This window comes from Streptomyces sp. ADI96-02 (assembly GCF_003846185.1).
In the GTDB taxonomy this organism is placed as follows: Bacteria; Actinomycetota; Actinomycetes; order Streptomycetales; family Streptomycetaceae; genus Streptomyces.
In genome coordinates this window covers 5,687,795-5,704,410 of sequence record NZ_ML123034.1, presented here as the reverse complement: position 1 = coordinate 5,704,410, position 16,616 = coordinate 5,687,795, and the positions used below count along the sequence as shown (strand labels likewise).

30 protein-coding genes are annotated in these 16,616 nt (G+C 67.9%); 8 read left to right on the top strand and 22 right to left on the bottom strand.

Annotation, left to right across the window (positions count from 1 at the left end; all coding sequences use genetic code 11):
• From EES43_RS24990 to EES43_RS24950, 9 genes are read right to left on the bottom strand one after another with little or no spacing between them, the layout of a single operon-like run.
• Entirely contained in the window at positions 1-216 is a 216-nt protein-coding gene (locus tag EES43_RS24990) for a hypothetical protein (protein ID WP_124270818.1), read from the bottom strand.
• Positions 209-508: a hypothetical protein gene (locus EES43_RS24985; protein ID WP_124270817.1), complete on the bottom strand. Its 300-nt coding sequence runs from the start codon at positions 506-508 to the stop codon at positions 209-211. The genes EES43_RS24990 and EES43_RS24985 overlap by 8 nt, the downstream gene beginning before the upstream one ends.
• Positions 508-834 (bottom strand): HK97 gp10 family phage protein, encoded by a 327-nt coding sequence (locus EES43_RS24980; RefSeq protein ID WP_124270816.1) that lies wholly within the window; start codon positions 832-834, stop codon positions 508-510. Before EES43_RS24980 ends, EES43_RS24985 begins: the two co-directional genes overlap by 1 nt.
• Positions 831-1,169, bottom strand: a complete 339-nt coding sequence (locus EES43_RS24975) for a hypothetical protein (RefSeq protein WP_124270815.1) — start codon at positions 1,167-1,169, stop codon at positions 831-833. The genes EES43_RS24980 and EES43_RS24975 overlap by 4 nt, the downstream gene beginning before the upstream one ends.
• Positions 1,169-1,540, bottom strand: a complete 372-nt coding sequence (locus EES43_RS24970; protein ID WP_124270814.1) for a hypothetical protein — start codon at positions 1,538-1,540, stop codon at positions 1,169-1,171. Before EES43_RS24970 ends, EES43_RS24975 begins: the two co-directional genes overlap by 1 nt.
• A gap of 3 nt (positions 1,541-1,543) precedes the next feature.
• Positions 1,544-2,131 carry a hypothetical protein gene (locus tag EES43_RS24965; protein ID WP_124270813.1) on the bottom strand — a complete coding sequence of 196 codons (588 nt, stop codon included), beginning with the start codon at positions 2,129-2,131 and terminating at the stop codon, positions 1,544-1,546.
• Between the two features lies 1 nt (position 2,132).
• On the bottom strand, positions 2,133-2,510 hold the full coding sequence (locus tag EES43_RS24960; protein WP_124270812.1) for a hypothetical protein: 378 nt from the start codon (positions 2,508-2,510) through the stop codon (positions 2,133-2,135).
• Positions 2,511-2,542: 32 nt separating this feature from the next.
• Entirely contained in the window at positions 2,543-3,394 is an 852-nt protein-coding gene (locus tag EES43_RS24955; RefSeq protein WP_124270811.1) for a phage major capsid protein, read from the bottom strand.
• 20 nt (positions 3,395-3,414) lie between these two features.
• On the bottom strand, positions 3,415-4,188 hold the full coding sequence (locus EES43_RS24950) for a hypothetical protein (RefSeq protein WP_124270810.1): 774 nt from the start codon (positions 4,186-4,188) through the stop codon (positions 3,415-3,417).
• A gap of 156 nt (positions 4,189-4,344) precedes the next feature.
• Here EES43_RS24950 and EES43_RS24945 point away from each other — a divergent pair, with 156 nt between their 5' ends.
• The 4 genes from EES43_RS24945 to EES43_RS24925 all read left to right on the top strand — a co-directional run bounded on the left by EES43_RS24945 (position 4,345) and on the right by EES43_RS24925 (position 9,998).
• Positions 4,345-5,214, top strand: a complete 870-nt coding sequence (locus tag EES43_RS24945) for a hypothetical protein (RefSeq protein ID WP_124270809.1) — start codon at positions 4,345-4,347, stop codon at positions 5,212-5,214.
• Positions 5,214-5,735: a hypothetical protein gene (locus tag EES43_RS24940; RefSeq protein ID WP_124270808.1), complete on the top strand. Its 522-nt coding sequence runs from the start codon at positions 5,214-5,216 to the stop codon at positions 5,733-5,735. Before EES43_RS24945 ends, EES43_RS24940 begins: the two co-directional genes overlap by 1 nt.
• Before the next feature lie 1,299 nt (positions 5,736-7,034).
• Entirely contained in the window at positions 7,035-8,291 is a 1,257-nt protein-coding gene (locus tag EES43_RS24930; RefSeq protein WP_241192527.1) for a PBSX family phage terminase large subunit, read from the top strand.
• Between the two features lie 15 nt (positions 8,292-8,306).
• Positions 8,307-9,998, top strand: coding sequence for a hypothetical protein (locus tag EES43_RS24925; protein ID WP_124270806.1), 1,692 nt, complete (start codon positions 8,307-8,309; stop codon positions 9,996-9,998).
• 70 nt (positions 9,999-10,068) lie between these two features.
• Here the strand turns inward: EES43_RS24925 and EES43_RS24920 are convergent, their stop codons facing one another.
• The 10 genes from EES43_RS24920 to EES43_RS24875 form a co-directional block, all read right to left on the bottom strand.
• Positions 10,069-10,308, bottom strand: coding sequence for a hypothetical protein (locus EES43_RS24920; RefSeq protein ID WP_124270805.1), 240 nt, complete (start codon positions 10,306-10,308; stop codon positions 10,069-10,071).
• Complete coding sequence (locus EES43_RS24915) at positions 10,305-10,526, bottom strand: hypothetical protein (protein ID WP_124270804.1); 222 nt, start codon at positions 10,524-10,526, stop codon at positions 10,305-10,307. Before EES43_RS24915 ends, EES43_RS24920 begins: the two co-directional genes overlap by 4 nt.
• Positions 10,523-10,783 carry a hypothetical protein gene (locus tag EES43_RS24910; protein WP_124270803.1) on the bottom strand — a complete coding sequence of 87 codons (261 nt, stop codon included), beginning with the start codon at positions 10,781-10,783 and terminating at the stop codon, positions 10,523-10,525. Before EES43_RS24910 ends, EES43_RS24915 begins: the two co-directional genes overlap by 4 nt.
• Positions 10,780-11,025 (bottom strand): hypothetical protein, encoded by a 246-nt coding sequence (locus EES43_RS24905; RefSeq protein ID WP_124270802.1) that lies wholly within the window; start codon positions 11,023-11,025, stop codon positions 10,780-10,782. Before EES43_RS24905 ends, EES43_RS24910 begins: the two co-directional genes overlap by 4 nt.
• Positions 11,026-11,079: 54 nt before the next feature.
• Positions 11,080-11,295 carry a hypothetical protein gene (locus tag EES43_RS24900; RefSeq protein ID WP_124270801.1) on the bottom strand — a complete coding sequence of 72 codons (216 nt, stop codon included), beginning with the start codon at positions 11,293-11,295 and terminating at the stop codon, positions 11,080-11,082.
• Positions 11,296-11,412: 117 nt separating this feature from the next.
• Positions 11,413-11,853 (bottom strand): hypothetical protein, encoded by a 441-nt coding sequence (locus tag EES43_RS24895; protein ID WP_124270800.1) that lies wholly within the window; start codon positions 11,851-11,853, stop codon positions 11,413-11,415.
• Positions 11,850-12,407, bottom strand: coding sequence for a hypothetical protein (locus EES43_RS24890; protein WP_124270799.1), 558 nt, complete (start codon positions 12,405-12,407; stop codon positions 11,850-11,852). Before EES43_RS24890 ends, EES43_RS24895 begins: the two co-directional genes overlap by 4 nt.
• Positions 12,404-12,766 carry a hypothetical protein gene (locus tag EES43_RS24885; protein ID WP_124270798.1) on the bottom strand — a complete coding sequence of 121 codons (363 nt, stop codon included), beginning with the start codon at positions 12,764-12,766 and terminating at the stop codon, positions 12,404-12,406. Before EES43_RS24885 ends, EES43_RS24890 begins: the two co-directional genes overlap by 4 nt.
• A gap of 70 nt (positions 12,767-12,836) precedes the next feature.
• Complete coding sequence (locus EES43_RS24880; RefSeq protein WP_124270797.1) at positions 12,837-13,334, bottom strand: hypothetical protein; 498 nt, start codon at positions 13,332-13,334, stop codon at positions 12,837-12,839.
• Positions 13,335-13,391: 57 nt separating this feature from the next.
• Complete coding sequence (locus EES43_RS24875) at positions 13,392-13,796, bottom strand: hypothetical protein (RefSeq protein WP_124270796.1); 405 nt, start codon at positions 13,794-13,796, stop codon at positions 13,392-13,394.
• Between the two features lie 137 nt (positions 13,797-13,933).
• Here EES43_RS24875 and EES43_RS24870 point away from each other — a divergent pair, with 137 nt between their 5' ends.
• The 4 genes from EES43_RS24870 to EES43_RS24855 are packed head-to-tail and all read left to right on the top strand — an operon-like array spanning position 13,934 to position 15,446.
• The gene (locus EES43_RS24870; protein ID WP_124270795.1) at positions 13,934-14,197 is read left to right on the top strand and encodes a hypothetical protein; all 264 of its coding nucleotides are present in this window, start codon (positions 13,934-13,936) and stop codon (positions 14,195-14,197) included.
• Positions 14,194-14,718, top strand: coding sequence for an HD domain-containing protein (locus EES43_RS24865; RefSeq protein ID WP_124270794.1), 525 nt, complete (start codon positions 14,194-14,196; stop codon positions 14,716-14,718). The genes EES43_RS24870 and EES43_RS24865 overlap by 4 nt, the downstream gene beginning before the upstream one ends.
• A complete protein-coding gene (locus EES43_RS24860; protein ID WP_124270793.1) occupies positions 14,715-15,212 on the top strand; it encodes a DUF6221 family protein in 498 nt (165 codons plus the stop codon). Before EES43_RS24865 ends, EES43_RS24860 begins: the two co-directional genes overlap by 4 nt.
• 48 nt (positions 15,213-15,260) lie before the next feature.
• Positions 15,261-15,446: a hypothetical protein gene (locus tag EES43_RS24855; RefSeq protein WP_124270792.1), complete on the top strand. Its 186-nt coding sequence runs from the start codon at positions 15,261-15,263 to the stop codon at positions 15,444-15,446.
• Here EES43_RS24855 and EES43_RS24850 read toward each other — a convergent pair whose 3' ends face one another.
• The 3 genes from EES43_RS24850 to EES43_RS24840 all read right to left on the bottom strand — a co-directional run bounded on the left by EES43_RS24850 (position 15,447) and on the right by EES43_RS24840 (position 16,487).
• On the bottom strand, positions 15,447-15,629 hold the full coding sequence (locus tag EES43_RS24850) for a hypothetical protein (RefSeq protein ID WP_124270791.1): 183 nt from the start codon (positions 15,627-15,629) through the stop codon (positions 15,447-15,449).
• 39 nt (positions 15,630-15,668) lie between these two features.
• On the bottom strand, positions 15,669-16,121 hold the full coding sequence (locus EES43_RS24845) for a hypothetical protein (protein WP_124270790.1): 453 nt from the start codon (positions 16,119-16,121) through the stop codon (positions 15,669-15,671).
• Positions 16,122-16,187: 66 nt separating this feature from the next.
• Positions 16,188-16,487 (bottom strand): hypothetical protein, encoded by a 300-nt coding sequence (locus EES43_RS24840; RefSeq protein WP_124270789.1) that lies wholly within the window; start codon positions 16,485-16,487, stop codon positions 16,188-16,190.
• Positions 16,488-16,616: the final 129 nt, after the last annotated feature.

Below are 16,616 nucleotides of genomic sequence, written 5' to 3'. Positions count from 1 at the left end.
CTACTTGCCTGCGGCCTTCTGCGGCACGCTGCCGGTCGTCGGGTTCTTGTCGCCTGCCGTCTTGACGACCTCGTCGGCCTTCGGGTCGTCCTTGACCAGCTCGGCGAAGCCCTTCCAGCGGTGGACCTCGTCGGAGGCGACCTCGACGATCTCGCCGGGCTGCTGCTTGCCCCGGGGGAACGTCAAGCGCATCTTCACGGTGCTGCAGTCAGACATTGGAAGCCTCCTCACTGGGGGCCTCGGCGCGGTGCCAGGTGCCCCGCCTCGGCGAATCCTCAGCGCACAAGACGTTGAGGAACGTGGTGGTCGGATCGGTCACCTCAAGGTCGGCCGCCCACTCGCCGTCGGTGCCGTTCAAGCTTCCGAAGTGGTCCCCGGCCAGGAGCTGCTCGGGCACGGCGCAGACGACGGCCCGGCGGCAGGTCAAGTGCTGCTCGTCGAGCACACCGTCCAGGTAGTGAACGGCCTCCCCGATCTCCGGTCGGTCCGGCGTCGAGTTTTCCTTCATCAGTGGTCGCCTCCTGCGGCGTCGAGAGCGTGGGACATCGTGTAGCGGGGCGGGTGAATCGAACGGCCGTTGCGGTCCGTCTGCCGGGTCCCGTGCTCCACGAAGTACGAGTGCGGGGCGTCCGCATCGACGTGCCAAGTGCCGTCCGCGTCGGAGTGGTCGACGAGGTGGATCGACTCCTGGAACTCGCCCGTGTAGACCGGGGCTGTCGCGATCGCGACCTCCTCGACCTTCTTCATTCGGCCTCGAAGATCGGTCTGCACATCGGGATGCAGTACCAGTCCGGCGATGGCGTCCTCATCGAGGTCAATGCGCATGTCGTTCATCCGGCCACCTCCAGCAGCCGCACCGTCTGCCCCGACAGCGGACCGGCCTCCTGAACGTCACGAGGCACCCCGTCGACCTCCCAGGTGCGGCCGTCCCACTCGACCCGGGACCACTCCGACACCCGGGGGGCGCGGCGCGGCATATCCAACTGGGCGGCTGTGACCGTCTGGTCGCGCGCCTCATGGGCCTCCGACGACGACACATAGTCGACGGTGCACCCGTACACGGGGGTACGAGTGACGTGCGCCCAGTCCCGAACCTCAGTGTTGTAGTCCCCGTTGACCAGCGGTGCGTCAACGAGCACAACCGTCTGGCGTCCGATGGGGCCCGGCATCAGCCCACCACCAGCGGATCGAACCGGAACAAGCCGCAGGTGCGCAGCAGGTCACCCACGGCCGAGGCGAGCCGCTGAGGCTGCTCCCCATCCCGGAGCGCCCGCTTCGAGAAAGACCGTTGCCCCGTCGACATCGACTGAAGATCCGACTCGGCCTCGGTCTCGTCACCGCGCTCCAGCATCCAATGCACCTGCTGGACCGTCGCCTGCCGCAGCACCTCCAGCACCTCGGCGTCGTCGCGGTCATACCACGCCCCGAGCAGGGCACGGTCGACACGCTGCGACGCCAACGTCAACAGGCGCACAGCGTTCGACGGGGCCGGCTCGGGGGCCAGCCACGCCGCGAGATCGGGGACAGTCGCGTAGGGCACCGGCTACTCCTGGCCCTCGGGGTCTACGGCGGACTCGCGGGAGTCCTCGACGACCTGGGCGTAGTCCTGGCAGTCGGACTTGGTGGCGTCCTTCGCCTGGTCCGGGTCCATGCCCAGGGCGATGGCGTACTCCCGCCAGTCGGCGACCTTCGCGTTCGCCGCAGGCCGGTCCGGCACCTCGGTGGCGGGTGTGGCCGGCGACTCCGGATCCAGGTTCGGAACCGGCGCCGGGGTGCCCTCGCCGAGCCCCTTCTCGTGGGCGGTCACCCACTCCTGAAGCTGGGTGAGCGTGAGGGAGTAGGCGTGGTCGGCGAGGAGGCCGAGGGTGACCGCGTAGGTCGCCCACTCCTTCGCCGTACCGTCGTCGCCCGGCTTCTCGCCCACCGGGGGCTTCGTACCGATACGGTCCGCCGTGGTCGCCTCAGCCCCGTCCACGACGACGAGCGACTTGTCGCCGTCCGGGACGTCTGGGGCGCTCCCGGAGACGGGGACCAGGTGGCCGCGGGCGACCTGCTTGGCCATCTCCCCGGTCGGCGGGTCGTCCAGGTGGAGCCGAAGCCCACCTGTGCCGATGTACTCGCGGCGCCCCATGTCAGTACGCCTTCGGGAGCTTGAACACCGTGATCGTGCCGGTGGTGCCGCTGGCGAAGTCGACGAAGAGCTTCGAACCGCGCTGCTGGAACCGGGCGGAAGTGAACGGGCCGAGCCACTCCACACCGCTGGTTGCCGCTGCGGTCGTCACGGAATCGCCCTGCCCAGCCATCCACGACTGCGTGCCGGTGCCCGCCTTCACGGTGATGGCCTTCGTAGCCCCGGCGGTGTTCGTGACGCGGATGAGGGTGCGCTCGGGGTCGACGTCGTTGATGACTACGCCGTTGGTCACGAGCGTGGAATCGATCGTGGTTCCGGCGACGTCGGTCAGGTGGCCGTTCGGAACGAACTGGGTGTACGGAACTGCGGTGCGAGGCATGGGGAAACTCCCAGGTCAGATGGGTCGACGGATCACGGAGTGACGAAGGCGACCGCGATCCCGGTGGGCCGCAGGAGCTTCGCGCCGTACACGTGGAGACCACGGATCGCGTCGGCGATCGTCGACTGGAGGCGCAGCGCCTCGGTCTCCAGGATCTGCTCGGCGTAGGTGATCGCACCCGGGTAGCCGGCCTGCATGACCTGCACGTTGCCGGTCGGGTTGGGGGTGTTGTTCGACTTCAGGATGTCGAAGCCGGCGGCCCGGCCGGTCATGCCGTTGCGGAGGCCCTGCTCGCCACCGGAGGCGTCGACGCGGACGAAGCGGTCGTCGCGGAGGAGGGCGCCCTCGAATTCCGGGGACCCGACGAAGTACCTGCCCTCGGTGGGGACGTTGGCCCGGTCGAGCTTGGTGCGGAGCGGCACGAGGACCTTGTCGTAGGCGTCCGTGGCGGTGCTCAGAGAGATCGGGGAGCCGGTCGACCCGACGGTGTTCGCACTGGCCACCCCGGTGTACAGGGAGGCGACGTAGGCGTCGGCCCGGTCCCGGAGGCCGTAGGCGGCGTTCTGCGCCATCTGCCCCATGGGGTTGACGAGGGCCTGCGCCTTGTCGACGTCGTCGAGCTTGAAGGCGAACGCCTTGCCCTGGTCGATGACCAGGTCCACGCCTGCGGTCTCGACGTCCTCGTAGTTGAGGGTGTCGCCCGCGTCATAGTCGAAGATCGTCGGGTCGCCGATGGTGGTGATGTGCAGCGACTGGCCGCGCGAGGAGATCTCGCCCTCGTAGTTGGTGTTGACGAGCTGCGGCTGGGCGTAGACGAGGGAGGCGCGGAGGGCGGTCAGCAGCTGCGCCGACCAGATCTCGGGCTTGAAGTTGTTGATGGACAACGGAGGCTCCTAGGGAGGCATCAGCCGCTGCCGAGGTAGGCGTTGAGCCTTCCCTCCTGCACGGCCTTGGTGATCTCTTCGGCGGTCATGCGCGCCACGTCCGCTGCACCCAGCTGCCGCTTGCCGTTCCCGGCCCCGTCCATCGGTGCGCCACCTGCGGGGGTGGGCTCCGGCTCCCGCTTCGGCGCCTTGGCCGCGAGCTTGGAGTTGCTGTCGACTGCCGCCTTCACCGCCTTGGCGACCGCTTCACCGAACCCGTCGTCGAACGGGTCGAGCTTTTCGATGGCCTTGGCGAAGGAGCGTGAGTCGAGGAGTGCGTCGGGGTCGCCGCCGTGCTTCCCGGCCGTCTTGTAGACGGCGAGCTCCACCTGCGTCTGGCGGGCGCGATCGTCGGACGCCTTGGTCCGGGTCTGCGCCTCAGCCAGCTGCGCGCTGAGCTCTTCAGGGGTGGGCGGCTTCTGCTCGTCGGTCTCGATGCCGAACGCTCCGGCGACCTTCTTCATGAAGGCGGCCTGATCGTCTGCGGCTTTCTTCTCTGCGGCGGTTCGCTTGGCCTTCTCGGCTTCGACGTCACCACGGAGGTTCTCGACGAGCTTCTGGAACTTGGCCGGGTCGAAGTCGCCTTCGAACGTCGGGGACTTCCCCTTGGGTTCGGTGGCGGGCTCTACCGGTTCGGTGGTGGGTGCGGCCGACTCTGGCGGAGTCGGTGCGGCCGGGGGTGCAGGCGGGGTGGCCGGCTGGGTGCCGGGGTCCGGTGTCGTTCCCTCGGGTGTGGCGGGGGCGGGGGTGCTCATCTCGGTGCCTCCTTGGGCGGCCTACACGCGTCGGCGGCGCCTTGTCCGCTGGCGTGTTAGCCCAGATGTTAACCCTGAACCCACCACAATGCTGCACAATCAAAGGCCATAGCGCAAGATGTCCTTAGAATCCAAGGATCAAGGGGGTGGGTGGTGATGGTCAGCAGCAACCGTATAGCCGACACGGCACGGCAACTCCCCGCCGCACTCCGCCGCATCGAACAGCAAGCCGCCCACGACGCAGCAGCCCCCCTCGCCCGCGCGCTCACCGGCGCCCAGCAGGTAGCCACCCGGCAATGGCTCCACGCCACCGACCGGCAAACCCTCCCGTCACCCAGCGCCCTGGACCGGCTCATCGCCGCTATCAAGCAGCTGCTGACCGAAGCGTTCCGCGGCAAGGGCAAGCTGGCGGCCGACAGCATCCGCATCGCCGCCTTCAACTCGGCGCAGCTCAGTACCCGGCAAGCGTCCGCGCTCGCCGCCGCGATGCGGGAAGCCCCGTCGCCACCGGTCCAGCCCGTCATCGGCCCCGAGGCCGCCGCCGCAGCAGACGCCGTACCCGCCGCTGTCGACGAGGAGCACCACCACGCGCTGGCGCTCCTTACCGCGGCCAGCCTCACCGCCCTCGGATTCGCAGGCGTCACAGGGGTGTTCAACCGGGCCCGGCGCGCCGTCACCCGCATCGCCCGCCATGCCGCCGTCGCCGTCACCAGCGCCGCCGCACACGCCGCTGCTGCAGTCGCCCGCGCCATCGGGCCCACCACCCGGCTCCTATGGGTCGCCGAACCCGGCGCCTGCGCTGCATGTGCCGCCTACGCCGGACGCAGCGTCGCCGCCGGCCGACGGTTTCCTGCCGCCCTCTCCCTCGACCCGCGACGCACCGTGTTCGCCACCGCCCTCAAAGGGCCCCCGCTGCACCCGTCCTGCAGGTGCTGGACCATCCCCTACGCCCCCACCTGGACCGTCGACGGCACGGCGTTGCCGCGACTCCTACGCCAGTACGCGCAAGCAGAACGGAGGGCCTGATGCCTAAAGGGACCATGGGCGAGGACAAGTTCGAGCGGTTCCTCGAACTCCACACGGAAGGGCTCGGCCGGAACGCGATCTGCCGCGAAATGGGGCTCACCGCCGCAGTCGTCTCCCGCACCGCCGAACACCTCGGCGTGACCTTCGACCGGTCGCGCATCGAAGCCGCCACAGCCGCGCGGCTCGCCGACCTTGCCGAGCGGCGCAGCATCCTCGCCGAACAGCTCACCAGCGACGCCGAACGCCTGCGGAAGAAGCTGTGGGAGCCGACCGTCGTTTACGCCTTCGGCGGGGCGCAGAACATCTACAACAGCGAGCCCGTCGACGAGCCGCCGCCCGCCGATAAACGCTCCCTCATGAGCACCGCCGGTATAGCCATCGACAAGTCACTCAAGCTCGCACCGGCGGAGAGTAGTGGTAGCGGAGCGGATGACGCCAAGTCGATGCTCGGGAAGCTCGCCCAGGGCATCGCAGAGATCGCCAACCAGCCCGACGAAACACCCCTTGAGAGCGAGCAGTGACGAGGCTCGCGACAGCCCCAAGTCGCCCCAAAATTGGTAGAATTAGCAGGTCAAGCTACATACAGGACCCCCGCGACGGCTGGAACCGTCCGGGGGCGCGGCCGACACTTACGAGGAGTGCCGACATGACCAAGCGTACCTGCGACGTGCCCGAATGCGCCAAGCCCGCCCGTGCCCGAAACCTGTGCACGATGCACTACCAGCGCGTGAAGAAATACGGGGGCACCGATCTCCCGGTCCACGTCAAGGCTTCCGACCTGAAGTGTTCAGTCGAAGACTGTTCGACCCCCGCAAAGGGTGGTCACGGTTGGTGCCACATGCACTACCGGCGGATGCGCCTCCACGGCTCTCTTGACCTCCCAGCTAGGTCGGCAAGCAGCGCAAGCTGCCGAGTCGACACCTGCTCAAAGGGCGGTCGACTCGTCCGCGGCCTGTGTGCAGCGCATTACGCCCGCGTCCGGACCTACGGAGATGTGCGTGCCGACATCCCCATCGAGGCCCGCGGCGTTACGACCGAGTGCCAAGTGCATGGCTGCGACCGCGGCGACAACCTGAAGCGCGGTTGGTGTGGAATGCACTACCAGCGCTGGGCGGCGCACGGTGATCCGCTCTGGGAGCCCGAGCGCCAGCCTGCGGTCTGCACCGTAGACGACTGTGGGTCCGAACTGACAGTCGGGAAGGGACTCTGCCGGAAGCACTACATGCGACTCCGAAGGACCGGCAGCACCGCAGACCCGGTCAAGGCAGTCCATGCGGATCGCGGATGCACAGTGGATGGCTGCGGCAAGCAGGTCGACCGGCGCGAGATGTGCACCACGCACTACACGCGCTGGAAGAGACACGGCGACCCTCGCACGGTGCTTCGAATCTGGACCCCACAACAGTCCTTGACTTGCAGCCACAACGGGTGCGAACTCGGGTCCGAGAGGAAGGGGTTGTGCCAACGCCACTGGGCTGCGGCGTACCACCTGAATAACAGAGCTGAGCGCAACGCCCGGATGCGGGAGCACTACCTCGCTAACCGCGAGGAGTACTACGCAAGGACGCATCGCCGTCGCCAACGCGTGGACGCGAACATGGACGCTCTCGATCGAGCCTTGTCTGCTGACTATCGTCGCGCCATTGCAAACGACCCGTGCTTCTACTGTGGGAGGGAAGCCGTAAGCGTTGACCACTTCTTCCCTCTCGCCAAGGGGGGCACGGATCACTGGTGGAACTTGGTGCGAGCCTGCGAGGCCTGCAACAAGTCCAAGTGGGCCCGCTGTGGAACCTGGTTCCAGTTGGTGAGCGGAGGTGGTCGTGAACCTGTCGTCGCTTCCGATGTCGCGTAAGCAGCTGCGCTCTATTGCACAGTCTGCACGGCACCGGATTGCGATCTGGTCGGGGGCGATTCGTTCAGGTAAGACGATCGCCTCCCTGGTCGCCTTCCTGATTGCTCTTTCTGTGGCTCCGTCTACGGGCCTTGTGATCATTGCGGGCCGATCGCTTCAGACGATCGAGCGGAACCTTATTGAGCCGCTCCAGGACCCCGCAATTTTTGGAGCGCTGTCCCTACAGGTGGTTCACACCAGAGGGTCGACGACTGCGGTCATCCTGGGGCGCACCGTGCACCTCATTGGCGCATCGGATGCCCGGGCAGAGGGGAGGCTACGTGGGGCCAGCGTGTGCCTGGCCGTGGCGGACGAGATCACTCTCCTTCCGGAGGCGTTCTTCAAGCAGCTCCTCGGCCGGCTCTCTGTGCCGGGCGCCCGCCTGCTTGGCACAACGAACCCTGATAGCTCTGCGCACTGGTTGAAGCGCGACTTCATCGATCGAGCTCTTGAGCTGGGCATCGGGCACTGGCACTTCACACTCGACGACAACCCGTCTCTCACTCTCGAATACACGGAGTCGATTAAGGCTGAGTACGGGGAAGGCACGCTCTTCTTTAAGCGGTTTATCGAGGGCAAGTGGATTGCCGCCGAGGGTGCCGTATTCGATATGTGGGATGACGAACGCCATGTTGTCGACGCCCTGCCGCGAATGCATCGCTGGCTCTCTGTGGGCGTTGACTATGGAACGAGTAACCCGTTCCACGCGACGCTGCTGGGGCTGGGAACGGATCGGCGCCTGTATGTGGCGTCGGAGTGGCGGTACGACGGACGGCACCAGCGCCGCCAGTTGACGGATGCCGAGTACTCGGAGCGGATGCGTGGCTGGCTTGGTGACGTGCCGGGGATTGGTCCGGTGCGTCCGCAGTTCGTGACGGTGGACCCGTCCGCGGCGAGCTTCAGTGCGCAGCTGCGCCGGGACAAGCTGACGCCGACGCCAGCGAAGAACGACGTCTTGGACGGCATCCGCACGATGGCAAGCCTCTTGGCATCCGGGAGGCTCCTCGTCCACGCATCGTGCAGGGCCCTGATCGGCGAGATGCCCGGCTACGCCTGGGACGACAAGGCGGCCGAGAAGGGCGAGGACCGCCCGATCAAGGTTGCCGATCATGGAATCGACTCGGCCCGCTATGCCCTATTCACGACCCGTGCCCTGTGGCAGCGCCAGCTCGCCCTGGCCGCCTGACCGAAAGGATCTGTCATGCCGCTGCCTCCGTCTGGGAACACCCCTTGGCCTCCGCCGAAGCTGAATATCCCGCACGCCGACATGGACATGTGGCGGGCCTGGTACGCGGGCGACACCGGACATTTGGCGCAGGTGTACGGCGGGCCGGCCAGCTACACCCGGAACGGCATCGCGCGCGCGTTCTTCGACGTCGACAAGCGGCGCGCGACCGGTGGTGATGAGCTGCGCATGTTCTGGGGGCAGGATCCGTCGCCGGGGCAGCAGGCGGCGAAACTCCATATCCCGATCGGCGGGGACATTGCGGAGATGTCCGCGAACCTGCTGTGGTCGGACGTTCCCACGGTGACGGTCGACGTGGACTCGACGGACAAGGCCACGGCCGCGTCGACGCAGGCGCAGATCGGCCGGTACCTGGACGACAGGGGCCACGCGAAGATGAGGGAGGCGGCCGAGCTGACGGCCGGGCTGTCCAACGTGTATCTGCGGGCTGTGTGGGACACGACGCTGCGCCCGCGCCCGTGGTCGGACGTGATCCTCGCGAACGCCGTGGTTCCCGAGTGGCGGTGGGGCATGCTGGCGGCGGCGACGGTGTGGCGGGAGCTGGAGCCGCTGGATGACGCTGGTGGGGTGTGGCGGCTTTTGGAGTACCACACTCCTGGGTTGATCGAGTACGGGGTGTACAAGGGCGATCACGCGACGCTCGGCATGCTGATGGAGTTCTCGGACCACCATGAGTCCGAGTTCCTGGCGAGTCGCACTGACAGCCGGGGGCGTCAGGCGACGGGCATAGACCGGCTGCTGATCACGCACCTGCCGAACGTCCTCCCGAACCGTGTGTGGGACGGGGTGCCGGACACGGCCCCGCTGGGGCGCTCCGACTTCGCGGGCATTGAGCCGATGATGGATGGGCTCGATGAGACGTGGTCGTCCTGGATGCGGGACCTACGTCTGGGGAAGGCCCGGGTGGTGGTGCCACAGGAGATGCTCGACACCAGCGGTCCGGGTGGTGGTTCCTCGTTCGACCTGGATAGGGAGCTGTTCGTGTCGGTGAGCGGGTTCCTGGGCGACGAGTCTTCTCTGAAGGACTCGATCACCGAGATTCAGTTCGCGATCCGTGTTGATGACCATGAGCGGACTGCGAAGGCGTTGCGTCGTCAAATCCTTGCGTCGGCCGGCTACTCCGCCCAGTCGTATGGCGAGGAGGGGGCGGTGGCGGTGACGGCTACGGAGGTAGCGGCCCGGAAGGAGGAGAGCCTCACGACCCGGGGCTTGAAGATCCTCTACCAGCGGCCGGCGCTGCTGGAGCATCTGACGACTCTGACGATGGTCGACGTGACGCACTGCGGGGCGAAGGGCGTGGACCCGGCGGCGGAGTTGACGGCGTCGTGGCCTCAGGCGGTGCAGCCGGATCCGGAGGCGACGGCGCGCTCGCTGTCGCTGCTGGAGTCGGCGGGGGCGATCAGCACGTACATGAAGGTGAAGATGCGGAGCCCTGAGCTGGACGAGCCGGAGGTCTTGGCGGAGGTGCGGCGGATTCGGGACGACAAGGCGCAGCAGATTCCGGCTGGGGATCCGTTCAACACGGGCGGCGTCGAGGAGCCCGAGGAGGTGGAGCCGGACGACGACGTTGAGCCGGGCTTCGATGAGGGCCAGGAGGTCGAGGAGGAGCCAGCGGGCGGGGCTTCGCGGCCCGAGTTGGCGGCTTAGCGGCGGCGAGCTGTCTCAACGCCTTGGGCCCGCCTGATGGTTCAGGACGGGCCCAGGGTGGGGGTTGGCGCTATCGGGGCGGCCCCCCAGTTCGGGCATCTGAGATCTCGATGACCTCGACCTGCTTCTCGACGGGGAGTTCGTCGAGGAACCGGGCGTCGCCGTAGGCGGCATGCTTGGCGGCCAGGGCGTCGGTTCTGGTGGTAGCGGTGAAGGCGATCCAGGTGGCGGTGCACCAGGGGGTATCGCCTTCACGGAAGGTGTGGATCACGCCGTGGTGGAAGCACCAGGCGTAGCGAGTGATCGTCACGTGTCCTCCAGGACGTATCCGGTGCGGCGGGGTGTCCCGCTTTTCGTGGTCGGGCTGGTGTGGAGGCTGTTGATGAGGATGGAGCGGGGCTTCTTGCCGCTGTAGGCGTCGACAACGTCGGCCCGGTTGGTGCCGTCGTAGGCGGTGATGCGGATGGGCTCACGGTGGGTGTCGCGGGGGTCTGCGGACCGGTAGATCTGTCCAGGTTGAATGGTCATGACTGGTGCTCCAGTACATATCCGGCACGGCGGGGTGTCCCGTCGCGGGTGGTGGCCGTGGCGTGGAGCCGGTCGGCCCGCATCCAGCGAGGGCGGATCTCGCGCCCGTCCCAAGTGAGAGTGACGACCTGCACTTTCCGCATGCCGTCCAGGTCGGCGGTGCCGAGCGGTGCCCTGGTGATCCGGATGCGGGTGGGCCCGTCGGCGGGGTGGTGGCGGTTGCTGAGGCTGCGGTAGGTCTGTCCGGGCTGGATCATCGCGGGGGCTCCTGGGTGGCGCGCTGCTCCCGGTGGAGGTTGAGGCAGTCGGTGCACCACGCCTCGTTCTCCCTGTCCAGCCGGATCGGAACGTCTTCCTTGGCCCGTGGGCTGAGGATTCCTTCGGTGGTGCTGCAGGCGATGTTCTGCCATTCGTCAACGATGCGGCCGACGGGCTTGTGCCAGACGGTCTGGTCGGGGGTGCCGTTGAGGCCAGAGACGCGTTCAGAAACGGCGAGCATGATGCTCCTTCGGGTTGTGGGCCGCCGTGCCGTACACAAGCAGCCCAGAGGCGGTCAGAGGTTGTTGGGCTGGATGTCGAAGGCGATGACGCACCCTCCTTGCGCCAGTGGGTTGCGCCGGGCGATCTCTTCCCGGATCTCGTTGAAGAAGCCCAGCCGCGTCGTGCCCGACACAAGCGGCATCTGCCCTTGGTAAGAGCTGATCAGGAAGCCTGCGCCGTTGGGGGTCTGGATGGTCATGAACCAGAAGTAGTTCTGCGTCTTCGCCATCGGTCTACTCCTCGTTGTCGTTGTCATAGTCCCGCTCGAACCATTCGCGGTCACGGCGGGCGACTTCGCGTGCGGTGTCCTCCCACGGCGGCAACGGGGCCGGGGCAGGCGGCGGGGTCACGGGGTGCCGCCGTGTTCGCGGGCGATGTGGCGGTACAGCTCCTGCTCGGCCGACCCGTCGTTGACGTGCCACACCGACGTGGTCCATCCGCACATGCCGCACTTCCGGGAGACCTCGGCACTGGCGACGTTGACCGACCGTGCGCCCGACCCGAAAGGGTTCAGCTCGGAGAAGGCGTGGGTGCAGTCGTCGGCCTCGCACGCATACGGGTCGAAGACCGGGGCGAACGGCGTCAGGTAGTCGCCCTGCGGGCAGCGGCACACGGCCTTCCGGGCTGCACGCCGGGCCCTCATGCGGGCGAGGCGTTGGGCGTTGGTGGGCTGCTCCCACTGGTGGCCGCCCTTGCCGGGCAGGTACTGCCAGCCGTGCGGGTTGTCGTAGCCGCACCACCGGCACCCGTCCGGGTTCGGGGCGGTCTGGTGACGGATGACCTTCACGTGCCCCCCTCGGCGCACCGGCAGGTGTGCGGGCTCCGGTCGCAGTCCTGGCAGATCTCGTGCGGGCAGTGGCCGCAGTCGAGGCGGCGGACCAGCGGGAGGTTGCAGTCGTGGGCGGTGTTCGTCTCCGGGCGCTCCTGCTCGATACGGCGCGCCTGTTCCGGGGAGAGGGCGCAGGGCAAGGCGTCCCTGATCCCGGCCTGCACGTCGGCCATCTGCTTCTTGAACTCGCAGGCCGAGCACGGGTGTCCGTACTCGTAGCTGGCCCCGCATGCCTGGCAGTCCTGGAACCGGGCCGGCTTCAACGCCTCCAGCTCGGCAACCCGGGCCTCGGCGGTCTCCCGGTGGCGGCAGAGCACGTTCATGGCTCGTGCGTTCTCCGCCAGCTCGGCCGTCGCGTCGGACAGCTCTCCACGGAGTCGGTCGACCTCGGCCAGCAGGTCTCCAAGGGCTTCGCGTCGCGCTACGGCGGTGCGATCCGTCAGGCCGTGCAGTTCCTCGTGCCAGATCCGGATGGTGCGCTCGCGCTCCGGGGTCATCGGGGTGTCGGTCATCGGGCACCGCCCCGCTGTGCGGCGGGGATGCCGCGCTCGGTGCGGAACTCGTCGAGCGCGGCCCGGCAGCACGTCGGCTCGCCCTCGATGCTGTGCTCGTCCGTGCGAGTCGAGAGGTCGGCCGCCTCGTCGGCGGTCAGCGCCTCGAACTCCGACCAGCAGAGCGTGCACAGCACGATGTCGTCGGCCGTAAACGCGGCGGAGAAGCCCGGCCAGTTCTCGGCAAGGAACTTCTGCACGGCGGGCCACACCTCGGTGCGGAGGACGTCCGTCTCGTGCGCGTAGTCCGCCGTTGTCCAGTACGGGCTGACGGGCGGGGTGATCGTGGCACGGCCGTTGATCTTCGCGGACTTCTTCATCGGGGTCCTTCCGGAGACAGGGCGGGGTCGGCCCGCCGCAGGATGGGCAGCGGCGGGCCGGTGGGCGTGGTCAGTACGCGGTGACCTGGATGCGGTAGGAGCGGATCGTCCGCCCCCAGATGCGGGCGTGACCGCCCGGGGCAATCACACCGGTCAGCAGCTCCCGCTCCACCGCCGCGACCTGGTCGGCCGGCACACGGCGACGGACGGTGCCGGGGACGGTGTAGCCACCTTCACGCTCGATCAGGCGTACCTCGTGCAGCGGCGGGACGGGCAGCACGGCCGGCCCGTAGACGACGTAGGCGATGAACCCGAGGTCGACGTCGCCGACGAGGCGGATCGCGGCGAGGAGCCTGTCGGTGTCCGCGTCGGCCACTGCGATCTCGGCGGAGAGCTGGTTCGCCCGGCCCTGAAGGTTGGCGAGCTGGGACTCGGTGTTGTATCGGGCCTCCCAGGAGTAAAAGTTCCCGATGTCGAGGCGGCCGACGAGGGCGGTGATCTCGCGGTTGATGGTGGCGAGTTCGGCGTGGAGGTCGTTGTCGGTGTGGAAGCCGAGGGTGTCGATCACGTGGTGCTCCCTGCTCGGGTTGCCGGTGATGGTTGCCTGGTGCGCCGTGAAGTTGGTCTAGGCGACCTCCGCGAAGTCGGCCTGGGAGAGGTACCGGGTGGCCTTGTAGGCGGTGAGCGCGGCGTACAGGGCGGGGTCGGTCGGGGCGTAGACGTGGACGTGGATCCACTTGCCGGTGGTGCGGTGCTGCGCCCACACCTTGACGGCGTCGGCACCAAGGTGGGCGGCCCGGTATGCCTTGGCGGTGTGCCGGCCGTACCAGGAGCGCTGCCCGTCCTTCAGGTCGGCGCCGAGCCGGTCGAGGAGGTCGCCGGTGCGGATGAGGGTGCCCTGGTCGACGGCGGCGGCGATGAGGCCGGAGCGGGTGCGGTAGGCGAGGGCCTTGCTGACCCGGCGGGCGGCCTGGTGGATGCGGGCGATGGTGCGAAGTGCGGCGCGGCGGGTGCGGTTGCTGGCGATCACGGGTCCCCCTCGGGTGGTGCTGTGCGGCTTGGCGATGACTCCATCATGTAGCCCTACGCGTAGCCCTGTCAATAGGGCTACGTGCAGGGCATACGGTTGGCCTTACCGTAGGGCTACTCGTGTGTCAAAATGAGGGCATGGCCACCGACTACCGACCCAGCCCAGACGCAGCCGACGTCTTCGCCCAGTACAAGGAGCACTACGAAGGCGAGCGGGAACTCAAGCCCGCCATGCGCGAACACGCCGCCAACGAACTCAAGGCCGGTGCCACCGTTGGTCAGCTCGCCAAAGCCACCGGGCTCACCCCGGAGGTCTTTCGACGCATGGCCCGCGACCTCGGTGTCGAACGCCTTCGCCCACCCACCGTCGGCAAGCTCAAGCCCGAAGGAGACGCCTCATGAACGTCGCCGAGGTGGACGTTCTCGCTACCGCCGTGCACGCCAGCCAGTTCGACAAGATTGGCGTCCCGTACATCGAGCACGTGCGTGCCGTGGCTGCCGGGCTGGCCCCGTTCGGGGACGAGCTGGTGATGGCGGGGCTGCTGCATGACGTCACCGAGGACACCGACTGGACCGCAGACCAGCTGCGTGGAGCTGGCGTCCCGGACTACGTCGTCGCGCTTGTCGAGGCGGTCACGAACGAGCGGGGCGTCCCCTACGAGGAGAAGATCGCCCGCATCGCCGGGCAAGGGCGTGACGCGGTCCTCCTCAAGATCGCGGACAACGCGCACAACAGCCACCCCGACCGGGCAGCACAGCTGTCCGAGGAGCAGCGCACCCGGCTGGCCGCGAAGTACCGGGCGGCCCGGGACATCCTGCGGCCCGCCGCCGAAGACCGTGACATCGAGACCATCGTCAGGATCGTCAACCCGTCGCTGCTCGACGAACTCCGCGAACGGCAGAAACAAGGGAACCCCTCATGACCGACGCCTTGGTGGCCTTCCTCAAGGCCCGCCTCGATGACGACGCCCAGGCCGCGCGCAAGGCAGCCAGCCGCGAGCAAGGTGGCGCCTCTTGGAGGCTGGAAGGGGCGTCTGTTCGCGCTGGCGACGGAGCTCCCGTAGCGCGGCACACCTGGGCAGACGAGGGAGCCCACATCGCCCGCCAGGACCCGGCCCGCACCCTGCGGGAAGTCGAAGCGAAACGGCAGCTGATCGACGGCGCGCTGTCTGACCGGCATCACGTGAGCGCCGACCAGTACGAGACGTGCCCTCGCGCAACAGCAGTCGACGGGCTCGATGCGAGCACCGCAGCCGCGCTCGAAGATCTCAACGAGGAGCGCCGCCACGAGGACGGCGTCGAGCCGGAGTGCTGGGAGTCCTGTGGCCGGGACGCCCGGGTTCGCCGCACCCTGGAACTCCTCGCCCTGCCGTACAGCGACCACCCCGGATACGAGGAGGCGCTGACCGGGGGCTAGTTCCACCGATCTCCCCCACCATCCCGACTCCCCCGGCAGAATGCCTGCATGGCGAGGTACACGGTCCACGGCGCGTCCCGGCAGGAGTGCCAGGACGCCCTGGATGAGCTGCGCCGGCTGCTGGACGTCACGGTGACTCTGCTCCCGACGGATCGACTGGGCGGATCCTGGATCGCGCGCGTGGAACATAGAAAAGCCCCGGACCACCAGGTCCGGGGCTTCGTCGTGCGGTGACTAATCGTCGCCTTCTTCACCAAGCCGCACCCGCATCTCCTTCACCTTCCCCGAGCTGCTGAGCTCCGCGTACACGTTACGGTCCCCCTGTACCCCGCCTTCGCGGGCCTGCCTGACGAACTCTTCGAGCTCGTCGAACGTCATGTCCTTGCCTTCACCAGTGAAGCTCAAGCTGAGTGCCATGCGATCATCTTGCCGGAGCTCAGGCGCCCAGTCAGGCGTTCACTGCGACGTGCGCCGTTCGGCGAGGTCGGCGAGCCGGGCGGCCACGTTGAGCGCTGTCCGTGCGGCGACGTGGCCGAGGGCGGCGTCGTACCTGCTGAGTGCCGCGGCCAGAACGTCGGCCCTGGCGCGGCCGGCAGGATCTTCGCCAACGGTCGGGCCATAGGAGTACCGGGCGGCATCGGACGGTACAGGGTCATTGCCGTGCGGGTCTCGGTCGGACACCCAGGGGATCAGGTGATCGTCTGCGGCGTTGAACGGCGAATCTTTGATCCACACCCAGATGTCCACCGCCCCAACATCAGGGTGCTCCTTACGGAAGCTGGCCACGATCGGCCCGGCCGCATCCCACTCGGCCAAGGGCTCGTCGAACGACGTGAAACCTGCGGCCAGAACTGCACGTTCCGGGGTCTGGTCGGTGATTCGCCACGCATAGGTTCGATCATCGGTCACTGGTAGGCCCTCTCAGGTCGGCTGGTGCACGGGGTTCGGATGGCGACTGCGGTGGGCGTTCAGCGTTCAGCGTGCACCCCACGCCCGCTTGAACTCAGCGAAACAGGCGGGCAGAGTCCAGCCGGTAACACACAGGTACGAGGGCATGCCGGGTGACCGATTCCAGTGGTGCTCCACGTCAGGCTGCCCGTCGTCGAGGATGTAGGCGCACTCGATCTCCGCGTCGCCGAGCATGTGCCGGCGTTGACCGACAACGCCCCAGCGCCGTCGCAGGACACGGCCGTTCACAATCTTCGTCGGAGGTGAGGGCAGTCGGCGGCCATACGGGCCGATCCAGGCATCATCGGTCTCGGTCTCGGTCGGCATTCTCGTCCCCTTCAGCGGCCAAGGCGCTTGGCCTTGTTCGTGGTGGTCGCCTTACTTCCGCCCAGACCAGTGGAGTCCAGACGAGTGCAGGCGCGTAGCGGATTGTCGAAACTTGAGGCTGGTGTGACT

Bases quoted from the DNA above. Each gene is read 5' to 3' on its own strand.
- EES43_RS24990 (WP_124270818.1), bottom strand. From the start codon at position 216: ATGTCTGACTGCAGCACCGTGAAGATGCGCTTGACGTTCCCCCGGGGC.
- EES43_RS24985 (WP_124270817.1), bottom strand. From the start codon at position 508: ATGAAGGAAAACTCGACGCCGGACCGACCGGAGATCGGGGAGGCCGTT.
- EES43_RS24980 (WP_124270816.1), bottom strand. From the start codon at position 834: ATGAACGACATGCGCATTGACCTCGATGAGGACGCCATCGCCGGACTG.
- EES43_RS24975 (WP_124270815.1), bottom strand. From the start codon at position 1,169: ATGCCGGGCCCCATCGGACGCCAGACGGTTGTGCTCGTTGACGCACCG.
- EES43_RS24965 (WP_124270813.1), bottom strand. From the start codon at position 2,131: ATGGGGCGCCGCGAGTACATCGGCACAGGTGGGCTTCGGCTCCACCTG.
- EES43_RS24960 (WP_124270812.1), bottom strand. From the start codon at position 2,510: ATGCCTCGCACCGCAGTTCCGTACACCCAGTTCGTTCCGAACGGCCAC.
- EES43_RS24950 (WP_124270810.1), bottom strand. From the start codon at position 4,188: ATGAGCACCCCCGCCCCCGCCACACCCGAGGGAACGACACCGGACCCC.
- EES43_RS24945 (WP_124270809.1), top strand. From the start codon at position 4,345: ATGGTCAGCAGCAACCGTATAGCCGACACGGCACGGCAACTCCCCGCC.
- EES43_RS24940 (WP_124270808.1), top strand. From the start codon at position 5,214: ATGCCTAAAGGGACCATGGGCGAGGACAAGTTCGAGCGGTTCCTCGAA.
- EES43_RS24925 (WP_124270806.1), top strand. From the start codon at position 8,307: ATGCCGCTGCCTCCGTCTGGGAACACCCCTTGGCCTCCGCCGAAGCTG.
- EES43_RS24915 (WP_124270804.1), bottom strand. From the start codon at position 10,526: ATGACCATTCAACCTGGACAGATCTACCGGTCCGCAGACCCCCGCGAC.
- EES43_RS24910 (WP_124270803.1), bottom strand. From the start codon at position 10,783: ATGATCCAGCCCGGACAGACCTACCGCAGCCTCAGCAACCGCCACCAC.
- EES43_RS24905 (WP_124270802.1), bottom strand. From the start codon at position 11,025: ATGCTCGCCGTTTCTGAACGCGTCTCTGGCCTCAACGGCACCCCCGAC.
- EES43_RS24900 (WP_124270801.1), bottom strand. From the start codon at position 11,295: ATGGCGAAGACGCAGAACTACTTCTGGTTCATGACCATCCAGACCCCC.
- EES43_RS24890 (WP_124270799.1), bottom strand. From the start codon at position 12,407: ATGACCGACACCCCGATGACCCCGGAGCGCGAGCGCACCATCCGGATC.
- EES43_RS24885 (WP_124270798.1), bottom strand. From the start codon at position 12,766: ATGAAGAAGTCCGCGAAGATCAACGGCCGTGCCACGATCACCCCGCCC.
- EES43_RS24870 (WP_124270795.1), top strand. From the start codon at position 13,934: ATGGCCACCGACTACCGACCCAGCCCAGACGCAGCCGACGTCTTCGCC.
- EES43_RS24865 (WP_124270794.1), top strand. From the start codon at position 14,194: ATGAACGTCGCCGAGGTGGACGTTCTCGCTACCGCCGTGCACGCCAGC.
- EES43_RS24860 (WP_124270793.1), top strand. From the start codon at position 14,715: ATGACCGACGCCTTGGTGGCCTTCCTCAAGGCCCGCCTCGATGACGAC.
- EES43_RS24855 (WP_124270792.1), top strand. From the start codon at position 15,261: ATGGCGAGGTACACGGTCCACGGCGCGTCCCGGCAGGAGTGCCAGGAC.
- EES43_RS24850 (WP_124270791.1), bottom strand. From the start codon at position 15,629: ATGGCACTCAGCTTGAGCTTCACTGGTGAAGGCAAGGACATGACGTTC.
- EES43_RS24840 (WP_124270789.1), bottom strand. From the start codon at position 16,487: ATGCCGACCGAGACCGAGACCGATGATGCCTGGATCGGCCCGTATGGC.